Raw genomic sequence first — 15609 nt, 5'->3', positions numbered from 1 at the left:
GCACGGTGGCGAGGGAGTGCACGCCCCGGCCGTCACGAAACGCGGGCGGGCCGATGGGATACGGGCGCGCCAGGGGTGACATCGGCGGGGCCGGGAGGGACACCGAGGGATACCGAGGGATACCGAGGGATACCGAGGGATACCGAGGGCCGGGAGGAATGCGAAGCGGGGCCGGCTCAGTCCAGTACGCGGGCGAGGTAGGCGTGCATCATCGCGCGGGTCTCGGCGACGATGGCGGGGTCCCCGGCCGGGTCGTTCCGGAAGGCCAGTTGGATGAGCGCGTCGGTGGCCTCGACGGCGACGAGGACCGCACGCTCCAGCGTGGCGTCGCGGGTCAGGCCGAGGTGTGCGGAGAGCAGTTCGGTCAGGCGGGCGGCGACCTGGTGGTTGGGGTCGCCCTCGTTGTCCCCGGCCGGCGGTGCGGGCACGCCGAAGTCGACGAGGGCGAAGCCGGGCACGCTCCGCTTCATCGCCAGGTACTCGTCCAGTACGGCGTCCACGACCGGTCGCCAGTGGGTGGCGGGGAGGCCGTCGAGGCGGTCCGCGATGCCGTCGACGTATCGGTCCAGGTTGCGGTGGGCGAGAGCGATGGCCATGGCCCGCTTGTTGCCGAAGAAGCGGTAGACGGAGCCGATCGGCACACCGGCGCGCAGGGCGACGGCGCGGGTGCTGAGGTTCTCGTACCCGGTCTCGTCCAGCAGTTCGGCGCAGGCGTCGAGGATCCGGGCGAGCCGGTCGGCGCTGCGCTGCTGGATCGGTGTACGGCGCAGGGAGTGGGCGGGAGGCACGGGGTCCATCATGCCGTTCCTCGCTTCCGGGTCCGGCGGGGGCCTCAGTTCAGCAGGAGGCTGAGGCCCCCGATCGTGTAAATGATCATCAGGGTGAGCAGCGGCAGCTGTCCGGCCACCGCTTTCGCGGGCGGGAAGAGGCGTACGGAGCGGTCGTGGGCGGCGACGACACCGAGGACGTGGCCGGTGACGACGGCGATGACCTGGAGGGCGGCGAGGCCGCCCGGGCCCAGTGGTGGTGCGGGTTCGGGGGCGTTGTCAGTGCCGAGTGCCATGATTACTGTGCGTGGCCCTTCGACTACCAGGAGGGAGAAATAGTGGGCGACGAGATAGCCGAGGGCGATCGGCACGAGTGAGTGCGCGAAGGCGGTCAGCGGGCCGGGGTGCGGGCCGCTGACGAGGCGGGTGGCCGCGGCGCACAGGCAGTAGAGGGTGGCGACGAGGGCGATGGAGCCGAGCAGTCCGAGTGTGGCCGTGGGGGTGCGGCCGAGGGGGGAGGTCTGGAGGGTGTTGATCCACGAGGGGTTGTCGGCGAAGCCGTCGTAGGCGGTGGATCCGAGGAGGACGCAGACGGTGGCGACGAGTCCGGGCCGCTCGGGCGTCGCGTCGAGTCCGTGGAAGGGGTTGCGGAGGACGAGGAGGCCATCGCTGCGGCGGCCGAGGGGGGAGAGCCGGGCGAGGAGGGCGGAGTACGCCTCGAAGGCGTCCCCGTCGGCGAACCAGCTCTCGCCGTAGCGGGCGGCGAGCAGCAGCTGGGCGGTGGTGTAGGCGGCGAGCGCGATCAGGAGGGTGGTGGTGGATGCGGGATCGGGAGAGACGAGTTCGAGCCAGGTGAAGCCGAACAGTCCGGCGGCGGCGGGCCACAGCCCCAGCCGGACGGGAAGGGGGTGGTGGCCGGTACGGGGGCGGCGCAGGGCCATGGAGAGCAGGCGGTGCAGGGTGCGCAGCGGGTTGAGCAGGCGCCAGACGGGGCCGAGGAGGAGGGAGGCGGGCACGAGTCCGACCCAGAGGAGGACGTAGACGGCGCCGGGAGCGGGGTTGTGTGCGGGGTCGTCGGGACCGAGGAGGAGGTACAGCAGGACGGTGAGCGCGGCGGCGAGTCCGAGCCCGCGCAGGGTGGTTCGGGTGGTCGGCGCGTCGGCCACCCGCTGGAGGGCGGCGGGCAGGGCGAGGCCCGAGTGCTCTCCGCGGAAGCGGGAGGTGGACCAGAGCAGGCCGAGTGCGAGAAAGGAGACGAACAGCGCGGCGAAGGCTCCGGCGAACGCGTAGAAGGGAGAGATCGGCAGATCGTGCTGGGATCCGATGCCGTGCGCGAGCGCGGTGAACGGTTCGGCCGGGTGAAGGACCACGCCCTGGCCGTGACCGTGGCCGTCACCGAGGCCGAGGCCGTGGCCGAGGGGGCTCGGGCTCACCATCGGACCGCCAAGCACCGCGTGCCGCCGATGGATCGGCCTCGCATCCCGGGCCCGGGCCCGGGGGGCCGGGCCGGGGCGTCGGGGGCGGGTGGGGCGTGGCGGGCGTTCATCGGACGAGGAGTTGGGTCAGGACGAGGCTGGACTCGTGGGTCTCGACCTCGAAGAGGCCCGTGCGGTCGGCCGTCAGGATCAGGGTGGCCTCCTGGCCCGCCGGCAGGGCGAGTTCCTTGTCGTAGCCGTGGACGTGCAGGGTGTCCGCGCGGTCGCTGGTGACGCGCAGGGCGACGCGTTCTCCGCGCCGCAGTTCGGTGCGGGCCGGGGCGGGGCTGACTTTGCCGTCCCGGACGGTGATGGTGACCGTGCGGTCCACCTGCTCCTGGCCCGGGGGCGGTGCCTGCGCTGACGGGGGCGGCTGCGAAGGGGCTTCGCCGTGGCTGTGGCCGCCGGGCGTGCCCGGCGCGGGAGCGGTGAGCTGCGCCGCGCCCTCGACGGGTTTGCCGGAGACCGCCCAGGCGGTGTGGTCGTCCGCGTAGAGGCGGACGGTCAGGGTGTGCGCACCTTCGGGGACCTGCGCCGCGGGCAGGTGGAACCAGGGCCCGTACAGCCTGGCGATCTTGCGTCCGTCGAGTTCCAGGTGGGCGTGGCCGGCGCCCGGGAGGGCGGCACCGCCGGTGCTGTCGGGTGTGAAGCGGAAGTTCTTCACGCTCAGCTGGAGGTTCCAGCCGTCCTCGGAGTCCGGGCGGAGGCCCAGTCGGACCTCCGGGGCGCCCTCGGCCGGGACCTCGCGGAGCTTGTGGCCGGCCGCGTCGGCGGTCGCGAGCAGGGTGCCGACGCTGCCGGAGGCCTGCTCGTGGCTGGTGCCGGGCTTGTGGTGGGTGGTGGCCCGCCCGCCGCAGCCCGTCGCCGCGCCGCCTGCGAGGAGCAGGGCGACGGCGAGCAGGGCCGCGGTGCGGGTGGCTTCGCCGGTGCGGGCGGTGCGCCGGTGCCCGCGCGCCGCCCGGGTGGCCCCGGCGGCGCGGGACGGCGTACCGCAGTCGTCGCAGCGGGTCCCCTTGCCGGTCCCGCCTTCGGACCGGCAAGGGGACCGGCCATCGGGCCGTGCCTCGACCCGGTCCGCGAGCCGTGTGTTGGTCCCGCACCAGGGCCGGTGCGGGGACCGGGCGCCGGGCCGGTCTTCGGGCTGCTCGATCATGCCTGGCCTCCTGCGGCTCGGGGCGCCTGACTCTCCCGGGCTCCCGGAACCGCCTCGGCTGCCCCGGGTGCCTCGGCCGCCGCGGTGGTCCCGGCTGCCGTGGTGGTCCCGGCTGCCGTGGTGGTCCCGGCCGCCGCGGTGGTCCCGGCTGCCGGAGCTGCCTCGGCGGCTTTGATCTGACCTGACGGCCCCGCCGCTGCCTCGTGCAGGGGCCGGGCGGGGCCGGGCGGGGCCGGGGCGCGGTCGCCCTCGGGGTCGTCGCCCGGGCCGGCGGGGTGGGCCGGGGCGGCGCCCGGCCGGGCCGAGGCGACGACCGCCCACAGGACCCAGACCACGGCCACCAGGGCCCGCACCCAGGCGGGGCTCAGCGGGATCCACGGGATCATCAGGACCGCCTTGTCGAAGGCGTCCAGCAGGGTGAGCCCGGCCAGCAGCAGGGTCAGGCGGGCCAGCCACGGGCGGGTGCGGCGCAGCACCAGGCCGGCTCCCGTCCACCACAGGCCGAGCAGCAGGAGGGCGAGGGCCGGAACGAAGGTGGCGGTCAGCGCCATGGTGGAGCCGGCCACGTCGAGGACCAGGCCGGCCAGGCCCAGCAGCGTGGCGGCCGTGCCCAGGCTGGAGCCGCGCAGGCGGCGCCACCACAGGACCCCGCCCACCAGCAGCAGCACCGCGGCCACGGCCAGCGCGAGCTGGGTCTCCACCCGCTCCGGTCCGCGCGCGCCGTACCAGTCGCAGCCGGCCGGGAGTTTGCGGGCCTGGACGTTGTAGTCCGCGCAGACGAGGAGCTGGACCAGCTTGACCGGCTCGCCCACCAGGCGGGCCGACGCCCCCGTGACGTCGCCCCGTCGCTCGCCGCACCGCGGGACCGTGCCGGGGGTGGACCCGTCGGGGCCGTCCTGCCAGCAGTTGCCGCTGCCCTGGCCGTCCCACCAGACGTCCATGCCGTTGGGGCGGGATGCGCCGGACCGGTCCTTGCCGAGGACGTTGCCGGCGTAGCGGTTGTGGTGGGAGGTGTCGGTCTGCTTCGACCAGGCCTCCTCGCCGCGGATGAAGGCGGGGACCGCGCTGAGGAAGAAGCCCGCGCGCTCGTGCCCGTACACCCAGTTGCCCTCGTAGAGGTTCCAGTTGCCGCCCGCGGTGATGATGCCGGTGCCCGGCGGCATGGAGATCTGCGGGCAGACGACGCCGCGTTCGTAGCCGCGCTCGATCGGCGGTTTCGCGCAGGTTCCGTCGGCGACGTGGCGGTAGTAGTCCTGGTTGTTGTCGTGGATCAGGTTCCGCTCGAACTTGGCGTGGTTCTGCGGGAGTCCGGGGTGGCCGGGAAAGGCGCTGTCCATCGAGGCGCCGCCCATGTTCTGGTCGAACTCGTTGTCGTGCACCCACACCGAGTCACCCGCGGTGCCGGAGTAGCCGACCATGTTGTGGTGGCTGCGGCAGCCGGTGATCTCGATGGAGTAGCGGGGGACCTCGTAGCCGCGGCCGTCGTTGATGTCGGAGGCGCTACCGGGGTAGATGCCCGAGTCGCCGTTGCCGTAGGACTCGCAGTTCTTGTAGAGCCCGTGGTCGCTGGCGAAGGTCAGGAAGCCGTACTCGTCGTTCCAGCGGGTGAGCACGTCGTCGATGACGAAGCCGTCGGCGGCGAGCACGTACAGCGAGTTGAAGGTGGTGCGCTGGGCGGTGAAGTTGCGGAAGTAGACGCCGTCGGACTTGTCGGCGCGGATGGCGTTCAGCTTCTGGTACTTGGCATCGACGACCACGTCCAGGCGGTTCGCTCCGGTGCCCTCGATCTGCAGGTTCTTCTTGCCGAGGATGGCGACCAGGTTCTGGTTGTGCCGGCACTGCACCTGCTGCTCGTAGGACAGGATCTGGTAGCCCAGCGCGGAGTCGGGCGCCTTGAGCGCGGCGCACTCCCCCGTCGGCTTGGGCAGTGAGGGCTCCTCCTCGTAGAGGCCGGGGAGGATCGCGATGTTCATCCCCGGCCGGTCCACGGCGTCGACGGCTTCCTGGAGGTGCCGGTAGCCGCTCTGCTCGCAGCGCTCGTACAGGGCGAGGTTGCGGGCCTTGAGCTCCTCGGGGAAGGCGGATATCCGGCGTTCGAAGGCCGGCCGGTCCGTCTTGCAGACGATGAGGTCGGGGTCGGCCCTGCGGTACTGCGGCACGGAGCCGGAGCCGTCCGGGAAAGTGACCGGGCGCTCTTCGTGCGCGCGGGCCGCGGGCGCGGCGGCGAAGAGTGACAGGAGGGCGAGGAGGGCGGCGAGGAGCGCCGCCGGCACGGCAGGAAACCTGCGGGTCCACGACATGCGCGTGAGAGTAGAGCAATGTTCATCTTTTGTGATCCCCCCGGGAGCGAATCCGCGCCCCCGCCCGGCCGCCCCACGGCCCTTCCTCCCGGATCCTGCCGTTTCCTCCCGCCCCGCCCGTGGACTCCCGGCGGGACTCCCGGCGGGACTCCCGGCGGGCGCCGCCAGGACGCCGTTGACGAGCGGGCCGCGGAATCCTACTGTCGACCATAGGATTCCTTCGACGGAGCGGGAGCAGCACATGAGCGAGCAGGCCGGCAGCGAGCAGGCCAGGAAGACGGCCGAGGCACTGGAGTACCTCACCGGCTTCGGCAACGAACACAGCTCCGAGGCCGTCCCCGGCGCCCTGCCGCTCGGCCGGAACTCGCCCCAGCGGGCACCCCTCGGCCTCTACGCCGAGCAGCTCAGCGGCAGCGCCTTCACCGAGCCCCGCAGCCACAACCGCCGCTCGTGGCTCTACCGGATCCGCCCCTCGGCCGCGCACCCGCCCTTCACCCGGGTCGACAACGGCGCCCTGCGCACCGCCCCCTTCACCGAGGCGCCCGCGGACCCGAACCGGCTGCGCTGGAACCCGCTGCCCGACCCGGCCCCCGGCACCGACTTCCTGGCCGGCCTGTGGACCCTCGGCGGCAACGGCGACGCGACCCAGCGCACCGGCATGGCCGTCCACCTCTACGCCGCCAACGCGTCCATGACGGGCCGGGTGTTCAGCGACTCCGACGGCGAGCTGCTGATCGTCCCCGAGCGCGGCGGCCTGCTCCTGCGCACCGAGCTGGGCCTGCTCAGCGCCCGCCCGGGTGAGGTCGCCCTCATCCCGCGCGGCGTCCGCTTCCGCGTCGAGCTGCTGGACGCCGACGCCCGCGGCTACGTCTGCGAGAACTACGGCCAGCCCTTCGTCCTGCCCGACCTCGGCCCGATCGGCGCCAACGGCCTCGCCGCCGCGCGCGACTTCCGGGCCCCGGTGGCCGCGTACGAGGACGTCGAGCGCCCCACCGAGGTGATCAACAAGTTCTGCGGCAACCTCTGGTCGGCCACCTACGGCCACTCGCCGCTCGACGTGGTCGCCTGGTACGGCACGCACGTCCCCTACGTCTACGACCTGCGCCGCTTCAACGTCCTGGGCACGATCAGCTACGACCACCCGGACCCGTCGATCTTCACCGTCCTGACCTCGCCCTCGGACACCCCGGGCCTGGCGGGCGTGGACTTCGTGGTCTTCGCGCCGCGCTGGCTGGTCGGCGAGGACACCTTCCGCCCGCCGTACTTCCACCGCAACGTGATGAGCGAGTACATGGGCCTGATCGAGGGCGCCTACGACGCCAAGGCGGAGGGCTTCGTCCCCGGCGGCGGCTCGCTCCACAACATGATGTCCGCGCACGGGCCCGACCACGAGACCTTCGACAAGGCCAGCGCCGCCGAGCTGAAGCCGCAGAAGATCGACGACGGCCTGGCCTTCATGTTCGAAACCCGCTGGCCGATCACCGCCACCGCCCAGGCGGCCGGCGCGGACCACCTCCAGCGCGGGTACGACGACGTGTGGCAGGGTCTGCAGCGCCACTTCCGCGCCTGACCTGCACTGCGTACCCTGCGCATGCGCCGCCGCACGTCAGCCCCGTCCAGCCGTTCGGAGATCCACCCGTGACCGCCTTCGCCCCCGACTCGCTGGTCCTGAACCGGAAGCTCCCGCTCTGGTACCAGGTCTCGCAGTCACTGCGCGCCTCGATACTGGGGCGCACCCCGGACGCCTCGCTGCGCCTGCCCACCGAGGAGCAGCTGGCCGAGCACTACGGGGTGAGCGTGCTGACCATGCGGCAGGCGCTCAAGGAGCTCGAGGGCGAGGGCCTGATCAGCCGGCACCGGCGGCGCGGCACCTTCATCGAGCCGGGCGCACTGCGCAGCACCCCGGTCCGGCTGCTGGGCTCGGTCGACGCGATCGTGGCCCAGCAGTCCGGCGACAGCACCACCGTCCTCGGCCACGGGCGCACCCCCGTGGCCGGGGAGCTGCTGGACCACTTCCCGGACACGTCCGAGGTGGTCACGTACCGGCGGCTGCGGCGCGACCGTGAGAGCGGTGAGCCGACCAACTGGGCGGAGAACGCGGTCCTGCCGGAGTTCGCGGAGGCCGTCGACGTCGCCGATCTGGAACGCTGGCCGATGACGAAGGTGCTGCGGGACGTCGTGGGGGTGCGCATCAGCCGGATCACGGACACCGTGGAGGCCCGGCTCGCGGACCCGGAGACGGCCGAACTGCTCCAGGTCCCGCTGCTCAGCCCGATCCTGCACTACACGGGCGTGACCTACGCCGAGGACGGGCGGGTGGTGGACGTGGCGCGGATCCGCTACCGGGGCGACCGGTTCTCCTTCACGGTGACGGTCGACGCGCACTGACCCCGCAGACCGCCCGCCCACGGACGCGGGGGCGTCACGCCGCTCGGCTCACTTCTTCTCGTCGTCGGCGGTGCGCTCGCCCTCCGCCTGGGAGGGCGTGGTGCGCATCGTCTGGGGGTGGCGCTCCTTGCGCTGGGCCTCGTCCATGTCCTCGTCGAGGCGTTCGCCCTCGGCCTGGGACGGAGTCGAGTATTCGTCGTACTGGCTCATGACCGTCTCCTCGGTCGATACCGTACGTATCCGTATATAAGGAGCGTAGCTCTTCGGCCTGGACGCAGCCCGGCCATCGGAGCCCGTCGCTACCATCGGCGGCGTGAGCGCTGACACACCGCAGCCGGACCCGCTGCTGGACGATCTGATGCCCTGGGCCGTGGGCGGCCTGCGCCTGGGCCGGGACTGGGTGGCCGCACCCGATCCGGCGGCCCTGCGCACCCGCTGGACCGTTCTGGCGGGCTCCGAAGGCGCCGAGCGGGACCGGCTGTTCCGCCCGAGCCGCAGCCGCACGCCCACCGCCTCGGCGGCCGCGCTGCCCGGTCAGCGGTCGGCTGCCACGGCCCGGTTCGCCGATGCCCCCGGCCCCTGCCCCGACCCCGTACGGGTACTGCGCGAGCCCTTCGACGAGCAGTGGCTGCTGCCCGACCAGCGGCTCATCGACACCGCCCGCCCGGAGCTCTGGCGGGTCCGCGACGAGCACCAGCTGTTCCTCGTCGAGACCCCGGAGCCGATGGTCACCGCGCACCTGCCGGCCGGCCGCGGCGGCCGGCTCGGCCGGATCCGCCCGCTGCACCGGCGCCCGGGCGGCGCCGAGCCGAACCTCGCCCCCGGCCTGCTGCCGCTGCTGGGCGAGCGCCACGGCGGCTGGGTGACCCCCGAGGACGTCCTGTGCTGGATCCTGGCGGCTGGCCGGCCCGGCCCGCACGGGTACGAGGTCCCGCTCGCGGCCGACTCCGGGCGCTGGCGGGCCGGGCTGGAGCTGGGGCACCGGCTGCTCACCGTCCAGCTGCGCGGGGCACGCGGCGGGGAGGCGCCCCGCCTGCCCGGCGGGCGCCGCCCGTACGTCCGCTCCGCGGTCGGAGGGTGGCCGCGCGAGCTCTCGTACGACGCGGACACGGAGACGCTCGGGCTGGGGAGCGGGACGGTCTCCCCCGTGCCGGCCGGGGCCTGGGAGTACGAGGTGCAGGGCGTGCGCGTGCTGGAGGGCTGGCTGGCCGCCCGTACGGCGCACCGGGGACCGGAGGCCGACGGGCTGGCCGCGCTGGGGCCCGCCGAGTGGCCCCAGAGCTGGACCTCGGAACTGCTCGCGCTGGTGACGACGCTGGCGCTGCTGGCCGAACTGGCTCCGGAGCGCGCCGCGTTCGAGCCCGGTCCGGCCCTGCCGGCCGCGGAGCTGCGCGCGGCCGGGGTGCTGCCGCCGCCGGCCTGGACCCGGCGCCCGGCCTCGGTGCTGGACCACCAGGAGGAGGGTCCGGGCGGCCAGTTCGCCCTGCTCTGACCGCCCGCGGCGGTCCGCGGCCCGCCCGCGGGCGGGTCTGAACCGGTCCTCATGGGCGACCAACGGCGCATATCGTCCGCCGCGTGGTGACAGACCCCCGTCCGACCCGGTAGGCAGGGCTCATGACCACCGAACCGCTGCCTCTGGACGGCATCACCGTCGTCACCGTCGAACAGGCCGTCTCGGCCCCCTTCGCCACCCGTCAGCTCGCCGACCTCGGCGCCAGGGTGATCAAGGTCGAGCGCCCCGACGGCGGCGACTTCGCCCGCGGCTACGACACCGCCGCGCACGGCCTCGCCTCGCACTTCGTGTGGGCGAACCGGGGCAAGGAGTCGATCGCGCTCGACCTGAAGGACCCGCGCGGCCGCGAGGTGCTGCACGGCCTGCTGGCCGGTGCGGACGTCTTCGTGCAGAACCTCGCCCAGGGCGCCGCCGCCCGCCTCGGGCTCGATTCGGCCGCGCTGTGCGCCCGCTACCCGCGGCTGGTCGCCGTGGACGTGTCCGGCTACGGCGCCGAGGGCCCGTACGCCCACAAGCGCGCCTACGACATGCTCGTGCAGTGCGAGGCGGGGCTGGTGTCGGTGACCGGCACCCCGGAGCAGCCCGTCAAGGCGGGGATCCCGGCGGCCGACATCGCGGCGGCCATGTACGCCTTCTCGGGGGTGCTGGCCGCGCTGCTGCGCCGCGGCGTCACCGGGCGCGGGGGCAGGGTGGAGGTGTCCATGCTGGACGCGCTCGCCGAATGGATGGGGCACCCGCTGCACCACACGATGCACGGCGGGGAGCAGCCCGTGCGCACGGGGCTCGCGCACGCGGTCATCGCCCCGTACGACGCCTATGCGACGGCGGACGGAGACCGGGTGCTGCTGTCGGTGCAGAACGACCGCGAGTGGCGGCGGCTCGCGCAACAGGTGCTGGAGCAGCCGGAGTTGGCCGATAATCCGGCGTACGCGACGAACACGGCGCGGACCGGGAACCGGGAGAGGACCGATGCGGTCGTGGCCCGGGCGCTGGGCCGGCTGGGCGCCGACGAGGCGATCGCGCGGTTGGAGGCGGCGGGCATCGCCTGCGCGCGGCTGAACTCGGTGGCGCAACTGGCCGGGCATCCGCAGCTCGCGGCCCGGGACCGGTGGCGGGAGGTGGGATCGCCGGTCGGTCCGCTGCGGGCCCTGCTGCCGCCGATCGGGCTGCCGGGCGGCGCGGCACCGCACATGGGTGCGGTGCCCGCGCTGGGTGAGCACACCGATGACCTCTTGCGCGCCCTGGGGATGGCGGGCGCACGGATCTCGGAACTGCGCCGGGACGGTGTGATCGCATAGGGCCGGGGTGGCCGCAGGCCGGGAGGGCCAACGGCCGCGGGTGCGGGGTCTGTTACGAGCGGCGGCTGCCGAAGAGCGTGCGACGCAGACGGCGCAGCGGCGCGAAGAGCGAGACGCGCGCGCTCCGGCTCCGCAGACGGTGCGTGTGGTCGCGGGAGGTGAGCTCGCGCATCAGCAGCGTCGCCTCCGCGGCCTCCCGGTGCGGGACGGCGGGTCCGCCCAGCACGGCGAGGTGGCGGTCGAGGCGCGAGCTGGTCGCACTGCTGCCGCAGGTGATGGCAGGCACGCGAGGCGGCCTGCTGCGCATTGCTATCTGTTCCATGATCTCTCCCCACCCGTACGAGGGCACCCGGCCCGGGCAGGTTAACCCTATCGCCCCCGCGTTGCCCGCGGGTATCCCGGTGGTGTGAATTACCCCTGTGGCGACGGGGAGTTGACGATTACTCAGCGGAGTCGCCCGTTACTCTCCGCACAGAAGCGGGTGCGGAAATCACCCTCCGGAAGAGCTCGGCGCGAGTCTCGTCACGACAGGGGCCGCTCGACGCTCGCTGCGCTAACTTGGAGTGACGGGTCGATGACCCATGGGCGCACAGAAGCATTCGGGGGGCTCGCGTGAGTGAGGAATCCAACTCCGATCGTGTCGTCTCGGGGCGCTACCGGCTGCTGGAGCAGATCGGCCGCGGCGGGATGGGCGTGGTGTGGCGGGCCCGGGACGAGGTGCTGGCCCGCGACGTGGCCGTCAAGGAGGTACGCGCACCGGCCGGGCTGGACGCCGCCGAACTCCAGCGCATGTACCGGCGCCTGGAGCGGGAGGCCTGGGCCGCCGCCAGGGTCTCGCACCGCGGGGTGGTCACGGTCTACGACGTGGCCTCCGAGGACGGCCGGCCCTGGATCGTGATGGAGCTGGTGCGCGGGCTCTCGCTGGCCGACGTGCTGGAGGCGGAGGGGCCGATGACCCCGCAGCGCGCGGCGCACATCGGTGAGCAGGTCCTGGCCGCACTGCGCTCCGCGCACGATTCGGGGGTGCTGCACCGGGACGTGAAGCCGGCCAACGTGCTGATCGCCAACGACGGCCGGGTGGTGCTCAGCGACTTCGGGATCGCGAGCCTGGAGGGCTCCTCCGCCATCACCATGACGGGCGAGGTGGTCGGCTCCCCCGAGTTCCTGGCGCCCGAGCGGGCGTTGGGACGCGATCCCGGCCCGGGGTCGGACCTGTGGTCGCTCGGGGTGATGCTCTACGCCTGCGTCGAGGGGGTCACGCCCTTCCGGCAGGCCACCGCGCTGGACACGCTGCGGGCCGTGGTGGACGAGGAGCCGCCCCCGGCGCGCCGGGCCGGTCCGCTGGAGCCCGTACTGGCGGGGCTGCTGCGCAAGGAACCCGCGGAGCGGCTGGACGCGGCGGAGGCCGCCCGGATGCTTCGGGTGGTGGGCGCGGGCGGAGCCGTACGGGCCTCCGGCGGGCCGGTGTCGGGAGCGGGTGCGCCGATGCCGACGGCCCGCCTCGGCCACGAACCGCAGGGCGGCGGCGGGCCGTACGGGGCGCAGGCGCCCCCGGCTCCCGCGCCCGGGCCGGTTCCGGCGGGCGGGTACGACGGGGGCGGGGGCACGGGCGGAGGCACGGCCACGGCCGGGGGCACGGGCGGAGGCGCGGCCGGGCCGGTGCTCTTCGCCGGGATCGTCCTGCTGCTGCTCGCCCTGGCCGCGCTGGGCTGGGTACTGCTCAAGGACTTCGGGGACAAGGGCGGCCGCGGCGGGAGCGGAGGTGCCCCCACGGGCTCGGCCACCGTCCCGGCCGCCACCACGGCCCCGACGGCCACCGCGCCGGCGTCCGCGCCCGCATCGGCCTCGGCCCCGGCCTCGCCGAGCGCGGGCCTGCACGTCTCGGTGTACGTCGACGCGGTGCGCACCAAGTACGCCGGGAGCTGTCCGCCGCCCGCCGGGGGCGCGCCCGCCTTCGGCGCGACCGTCGAGGTGGATCGGATCCCGGTGGTGCTGGAGTACCGCTGGGCCACGCGGAGCGGCCGGACGTCCGGGCCCGGCTGGCAGTCCGTCACGTACGAGGCGGCCGGGCCGAAGAGCCGGCGGCTGGATCACACCGAGCTCACGCACGTGCCCGGCGAGGTCTTCGAGGACGCGGTCCGGCTGGAGGTGCGGGGACCGGCGGAGGTCGCCACCGAGTGGGTGGCGACCTCCGTGGCGTGCGAGAAGGCGACCCCGTCGGGCGGGGCCTACTCCCCCGGTGCGAGCCCGTCCCCGGCGTCGCCGACGGCGAGCGCCGGGACGACCCCGGAGACCGGCGGGGAGGATCAGGCGGCGTTGGTGAGGGCGGGCAGGTAGCCGCCGGACTGTCCGGCGGCGGTCGGGTGGTAGGACTCGGCGATGTTCAGCCAGTTGACGCTGTGCAGCCACGGGCTGCCGGAGCAGATCTCGTGGCCCGTGAAGGAGCCGGCGACCGAGGCGAAGGTGAAGCCGTGGTTCGCGGCGCGTTTGGCGATGGCGGCGTTGAGGTGGTCGGCGGCGCCGTTGATGGCGGCGCGCTCGCCTTCGCTCAGACCGGTCGTGCAGCTGCCGTTCAGCTTGTAGAAGCGGGGATAGCCGAGGACGACGACGCGGGCGGCGGGCGCCCGGCTGTCGATGGCGTTGTAGACCTGGTCGAGCAGGCCGGGGAGGGTGGAGTCCACGTAGGCCTTGGCCTGGTTCACGCGGTTGACGCAGGTGGATTCGGACTGGAGGACGCAGGTCGTCATGACGTCGGAGAATCCGGCGTCGTTGCCGCCGATGGTGATGCTGACCAGGTCGGTCCCGGAGTTGAGGGGGGCGAGCTGGCCCGAGAGCACATCACCCGTACGGGCGCCGGAGCAGGCGGTGAAGGCGAAGGTCTGCGGGGAGTGGGCCGCGGCCCAGAGGGCGGGGTAGGCGCGGGCGGTGCGCTTGCAGTTGCCGCTGGCGCCGTCGTAGCTGCCGGCGCCGAGGCCGGAGGAGTACGAGTCGCCGAGGGCGACGTAGCCGAAGTCGGCCTGGGCGGCGGCCGCCTGGCCGGCGCCGAACAGTGCGGCGGTCGCAGCGAGTAAGAGGGAGGAGGTCAGGGCAGCGAAGCGCGACATTCTGATGCTCATGTGTGCGGCTCCTTGTGGGGGTTACTCCTGAGTTGTTGGTACAAGCAGCCGGGGGTTGCCGGAAGTGTCCATGCCAAGAATGTTCGGAGTGGAGTTGCGGCCCGAATCTTCACCCGTCCTGCGTTTGAAGAGGGAACTTGGCACCCGATCCGGCGAAACACGGGTGCACGGGGCCACCTCGTGCCGGATCATGGGCGCCATGCCAGCCAACCCGCATGACGCGCTGCCGATCCGGCTCAACGTCGACGACAGCGATTCGCCGTCGGACGTCGTCGACGCGCTGTTCCTCGGCCGGTTCGCCTCGGGCGAGCAGCCCTACTCGCACAGCGTGTCGATCGAGCGGGTCAAGGCGGAGGCGACCCTCCTGCCGCCGGAGGCCACGGTGTTGCGCTCGGCGCGGGACAGCGACCGCAGTGCCACCCTCGCCGAGGGCGAGGGCTGGACCATGCTCGTCTCCCGCTGGAGCCGGGGCGCGGACGTCACCGTGACGGCCGTCAGCGACGAACTGGCCGCCGGCGTGCTCGGCAAGGCCACCGAGGGCGTGCAGGACGAGCCGGAACCGCAGCCGGAGAACGTCACGATGGGATTCTGGTACGTCTCCCCGCGCCGCGGCCCGTACCGGACGACCCGCCAGATCGCGGCCGGTACCTGGGCGGAGGTGCGGCCCAACTACACCGCGCCGGTCGCCGGCGCGATGGACCGGCTGATGAAGGTGACCCCGGACGACATCGCGGGCCGGCTGCTCCTGCTGCACGGGCCGCCGGGCACCGGCAAGACCTCCGCCCTGCGCACGCTCGCCCGGTCCTGGCGGGACTGGTGCCAGGTGGACTGCGTCCTGGACCCGGAGCGGCTGTTCAACGACGTCGGCTACCTGATGGACATCGCGATCGGCGAGGACGAGGGCACGGCGAAGGGCCGCTGGCGGCTGCTGCTGCTGGAGGACTGCGACGAACTGATCCGCGGCGAGGCCCGGCACACGGCCGGCCAGGCGCTGTCGCGGCTGCTGAACCTGACGGACGGCCTGCTCGGGCAGGGCCGCAACGTCCTGGTCGGAGTGACGACCAACGAGGACCTGGAACGGCTCCACCCCGCGGTGGTCCGCCCCGGGCGCTGCCTGGCCCGCATCGAGGTCGGCCGGCTGACCCACCGCGAGGCGGTGGACTGGCTGGGCACCGACGAGGGCGTCCCCCGGGAGGGCGCCACCCTGGCCGAACTCTTCGCCCTGCGCCGCGGCACGGGCCCGGCGGCGATCCTGCCGCCGCAGCCCCATTCGGAGGCGGGTCTGTACCTGTAGCCTCCGGCGGTCGGCGGGACCAGGCTCCGGCCCGGCCGGCCGGCGGCCGCGGAGAGGCGCAGAGCCGCCCCCGCGGCGCTTGCGGCGCGGGGGTCCGGGGGCGGAGCCCCCAGCGGCAGGCCGGGCGCGCGCCCTGCAGCGGGTCTCCCCGAGCCGAACGGCCGAAAGGCCGGACCGCGGGGGCGGGCCGCAGGCCGGCGGGGCGGGCCTCTGGCCGGGCCCGGCGGGGCGGTTACTTCGCGGCGTACCTGACCCGGAGGGCTTCGGTGGCGGCGGAGACCGCCGAGCCGGACGGCCGACCGCCG

At 74.0% G+C, this 15609-nt stretch carries 13 protein-coding genes; 6 read left to right on the top strand and 7 right to left on the bottom strand.

Annotation, left to right across the window (positions count from 1 at the left end; all coding sequences use genetic code 11):
• Window positions 1-176 precede the first annotated feature (176 nt).
• From E6U81_RS33670 to E6U81_RS33655, 4 genes are all read right to left on the bottom strand, one after another.
• The gene (locus tag E6U81_RS33670) at window positions 177-797 is read right to left on the bottom strand and encodes a TetR/AcrR family transcriptional regulator (protein WP_136233828.1); all 621 of its coding nucleotides are present in this window, start codon (window positions 795-797) and stop codon (window positions 177-179) included.
• Window positions 798-832: 35 nt separating this feature from the next.
• On the bottom strand, window positions 833-2137 hold the full coding sequence (locus E6U81_RS33665) for a hypothetical protein (RefSeq protein WP_136233827.1): 1305 nt from the start codon (window positions 2135-2137) through the stop codon (window positions 833-835).
• A gap of 172 nt (window positions 2138-2309) precedes the next feature.
• Window positions 2310-3143: a hypothetical protein gene (locus E6U81_RS33660; RefSeq protein WP_136233826.1), complete on the bottom strand. Its 834-nt coding sequence runs from the start codon at window positions 3141-3143 to the stop codon at window positions 2310-2312.
• Window positions 3144-3391: 248 nt separating this feature from the next.
• Window positions 3392-5695 carry a right-handed parallel beta-helix repeat-containing protein gene (locus E6U81_RS33655; protein WP_136233798.1) on the bottom strand — a complete coding sequence of 768 codons (2304 nt, stop codon included), beginning with the start codon at window positions 5693-5695 and terminating at the stop codon, window positions 3392-3394.
• 241 nt (window positions 5696-5936) lie between these two features.
• Here E6U81_RS33655 and hmgA point away from each other — a divergent pair, with 241 nt between their 5' ends.
• Together hmgA and E6U81_RS33645 are read left to right on the top strand one after the other, a co-directional pair.
• Complete coding sequence (hmgA, locus tag E6U81_RS33650; RefSeq protein ID WP_136233797.1) at window positions 5937-7265, top strand: homogentisate 1,2-dioxygenase; 1329 nt, start codon at window positions 5937-5939, stop codon at window positions 7263-7265.
• Window positions 7266-7333: 68 nt separating this feature from the next.
• Entirely contained in the window at window positions 7334-8083 is a 750-nt protein-coding gene (locus E6U81_RS33645; RefSeq protein WP_136233796.1) for a GntR family transcriptional regulator, read from the top strand.
• A gap of 48 nt (window positions 8084-8131) precedes the next feature.
• Here the strand turns inward: E6U81_RS33645 and E6U81_RS40185 are convergent, their stop codons facing one another.
• A complete protein-coding gene (locus E6U81_RS40185; protein WP_167344737.1) occupies window positions 8132-8293 on the bottom strand; it encodes a hypothetical protein in 162 nt (53 codons plus the stop codon).
• 148 nt (window positions 8294-8441) lie between these two features.
• Here E6U81_RS40185 and E6U81_RS33640 point away from each other — a divergent pair, with 148 nt between their 5' ends.
• Complete coding sequence (locus E6U81_RS33640) at window positions 8442-9575, top strand: type ISP restriction/modification enzyme (protein ID WP_168714809.1); 1134 nt, start codon at window positions 8442-8444, stop codon at window positions 9573-9575.
• Between the two features lie 122 nt (window positions 9576-9697).
• On the top strand, window positions 9698-10894 hold the full coding sequence (locus tag E6U81_RS33635; RefSeq protein ID WP_136233794.1) for a CaiB/BaiF CoA-transferase family protein: 1197 nt from the start codon (window positions 9698-9700) through the stop codon (window positions 10892-10894).
• 52 nt (window positions 10895-10946) lie between these two features.
• On the opposite strand, the gene E6U81_RS33630 is transcribed toward E6U81_RS33635, so the two are convergent.
• On the bottom strand, window positions 10947-11216 hold the full coding sequence (locus E6U81_RS33630) for a hypothetical protein (RefSeq protein ID WP_172671376.1): 270 nt from the start codon (window positions 11214-11216) through the stop codon (window positions 10947-10949).
• 290 nt (window positions 11217-11506) lie between these two features.
• On the opposite strand from E6U81_RS33630, the gene E6U81_RS33625 reads away from it, so the two are divergent.
• Window positions 11507-13231, top strand: a complete 1725-nt coding sequence (locus E6U81_RS33625; protein WP_136233793.1) for a serine/threonine-protein kinase — start codon at window positions 11507-11509, stop codon at window positions 13229-13231.
• On the opposite strand, the gene E6U81_RS33620 is transcribed toward E6U81_RS33625, so the two are convergent.
• Entirely contained in the window at window positions 13201-14004 is an 804-nt protein-coding gene (locus E6U81_RS33620) for an SGNH/GDSL hydrolase family protein (RefSeq protein WP_136233825.1), read from the bottom strand. The two genes, E6U81_RS33625 and E6U81_RS33620, sit on opposite strands and share 31 nt — an antisense overlap.
• A 205-nt stretch (window positions 14005-14209) precedes the next feature.
• On the opposite strand from E6U81_RS33620, the gene E6U81_RS33615 reads away from it, so the two are divergent.
• A complete protein-coding gene (locus E6U81_RS33615; protein WP_037633113.1) occupies window positions 14210-15304 on the top strand; it encodes a DUF5925 domain-containing protein in 1095 nt (364 codons plus the stop codon).
• Window positions 15305-15609 lie beyond the last annotated feature (305 nt).

Source organism: Streptomyces sp. A0592 (genome assembly GCF_004795115.1).
GTDB classification, from domain to species: domain Bacteria; phylum Actinomycetota; class Actinomycetes; order Streptomycetales; family Streptomycetaceae; genus Streptomyces; species Streptomyces erythrochromogenes.
The sequence above is the reverse complement of the archived record's forward strand: the minus strand, read 5'-3'. Positions and strand labels throughout refer to the sequence as shown.

What these genes read in the sequence shown, in the direction of transcription:
- E6U81_RS33670 (WP_136233828.1), bottom strand. Translation starts at nt 797, where the DNA reads ATGGACCCCGTGCCTCCCGCCCACTCCCTGCGCCGTACACCGATCCAG.
- E6U81_RS33655 (WP_136233798.1), bottom strand. Translation starts at nt 5,695, where the DNA reads ATGTCGTGGACCCGCAGGTTTCCTGCCGTGCCGGCGGCGCTCCTCGCC.
- hmgA (WP_136233797.1), top strand. Translation starts at nt 5,937, where the DNA reads ATGAGCGAGCAGGCCGGCAGCGAGCAGGCCAGGAAGACGGCCGAGGCA.
- E6U81_RS40185 (WP_167344737.1), bottom strand. Translation starts at nt 8,293, where the DNA reads ATGAGCCAGTACGACGAATACTCGACTCCGTCCCAGGCCGAGGGCGAA.
- E6U81_RS33640 (WP_168714809.1), top strand. Translation starts at nt 8,442, where the DNA reads ATGCCCTGGGCCGTGGGCGGCCTGCGCCTGGGCCGGGACTGGGTGGCC.
- E6U81_RS33635 (WP_136233794.1), top strand. Translation starts at nt 9,698, where the DNA reads ATGACCACCGAACCGCTGCCTCTGGACGGCATCACCGTCGTCACCGTC.
- E6U81_RS33630 (WP_172671376.1), bottom strand. Translation starts at nt 11,216, where the DNA reads ATGGAACAGATAGCAATGCGCAGCAGGCCGCCTCGCGTGCCTGCCATC.
- E6U81_RS33615 (WP_037633113.1), top strand. Translation starts at nt 14,210, where the DNA reads ATGCCAGCCAACCCGCATGACGCGCTGCCGATCCGGCTCAACGTCGAC.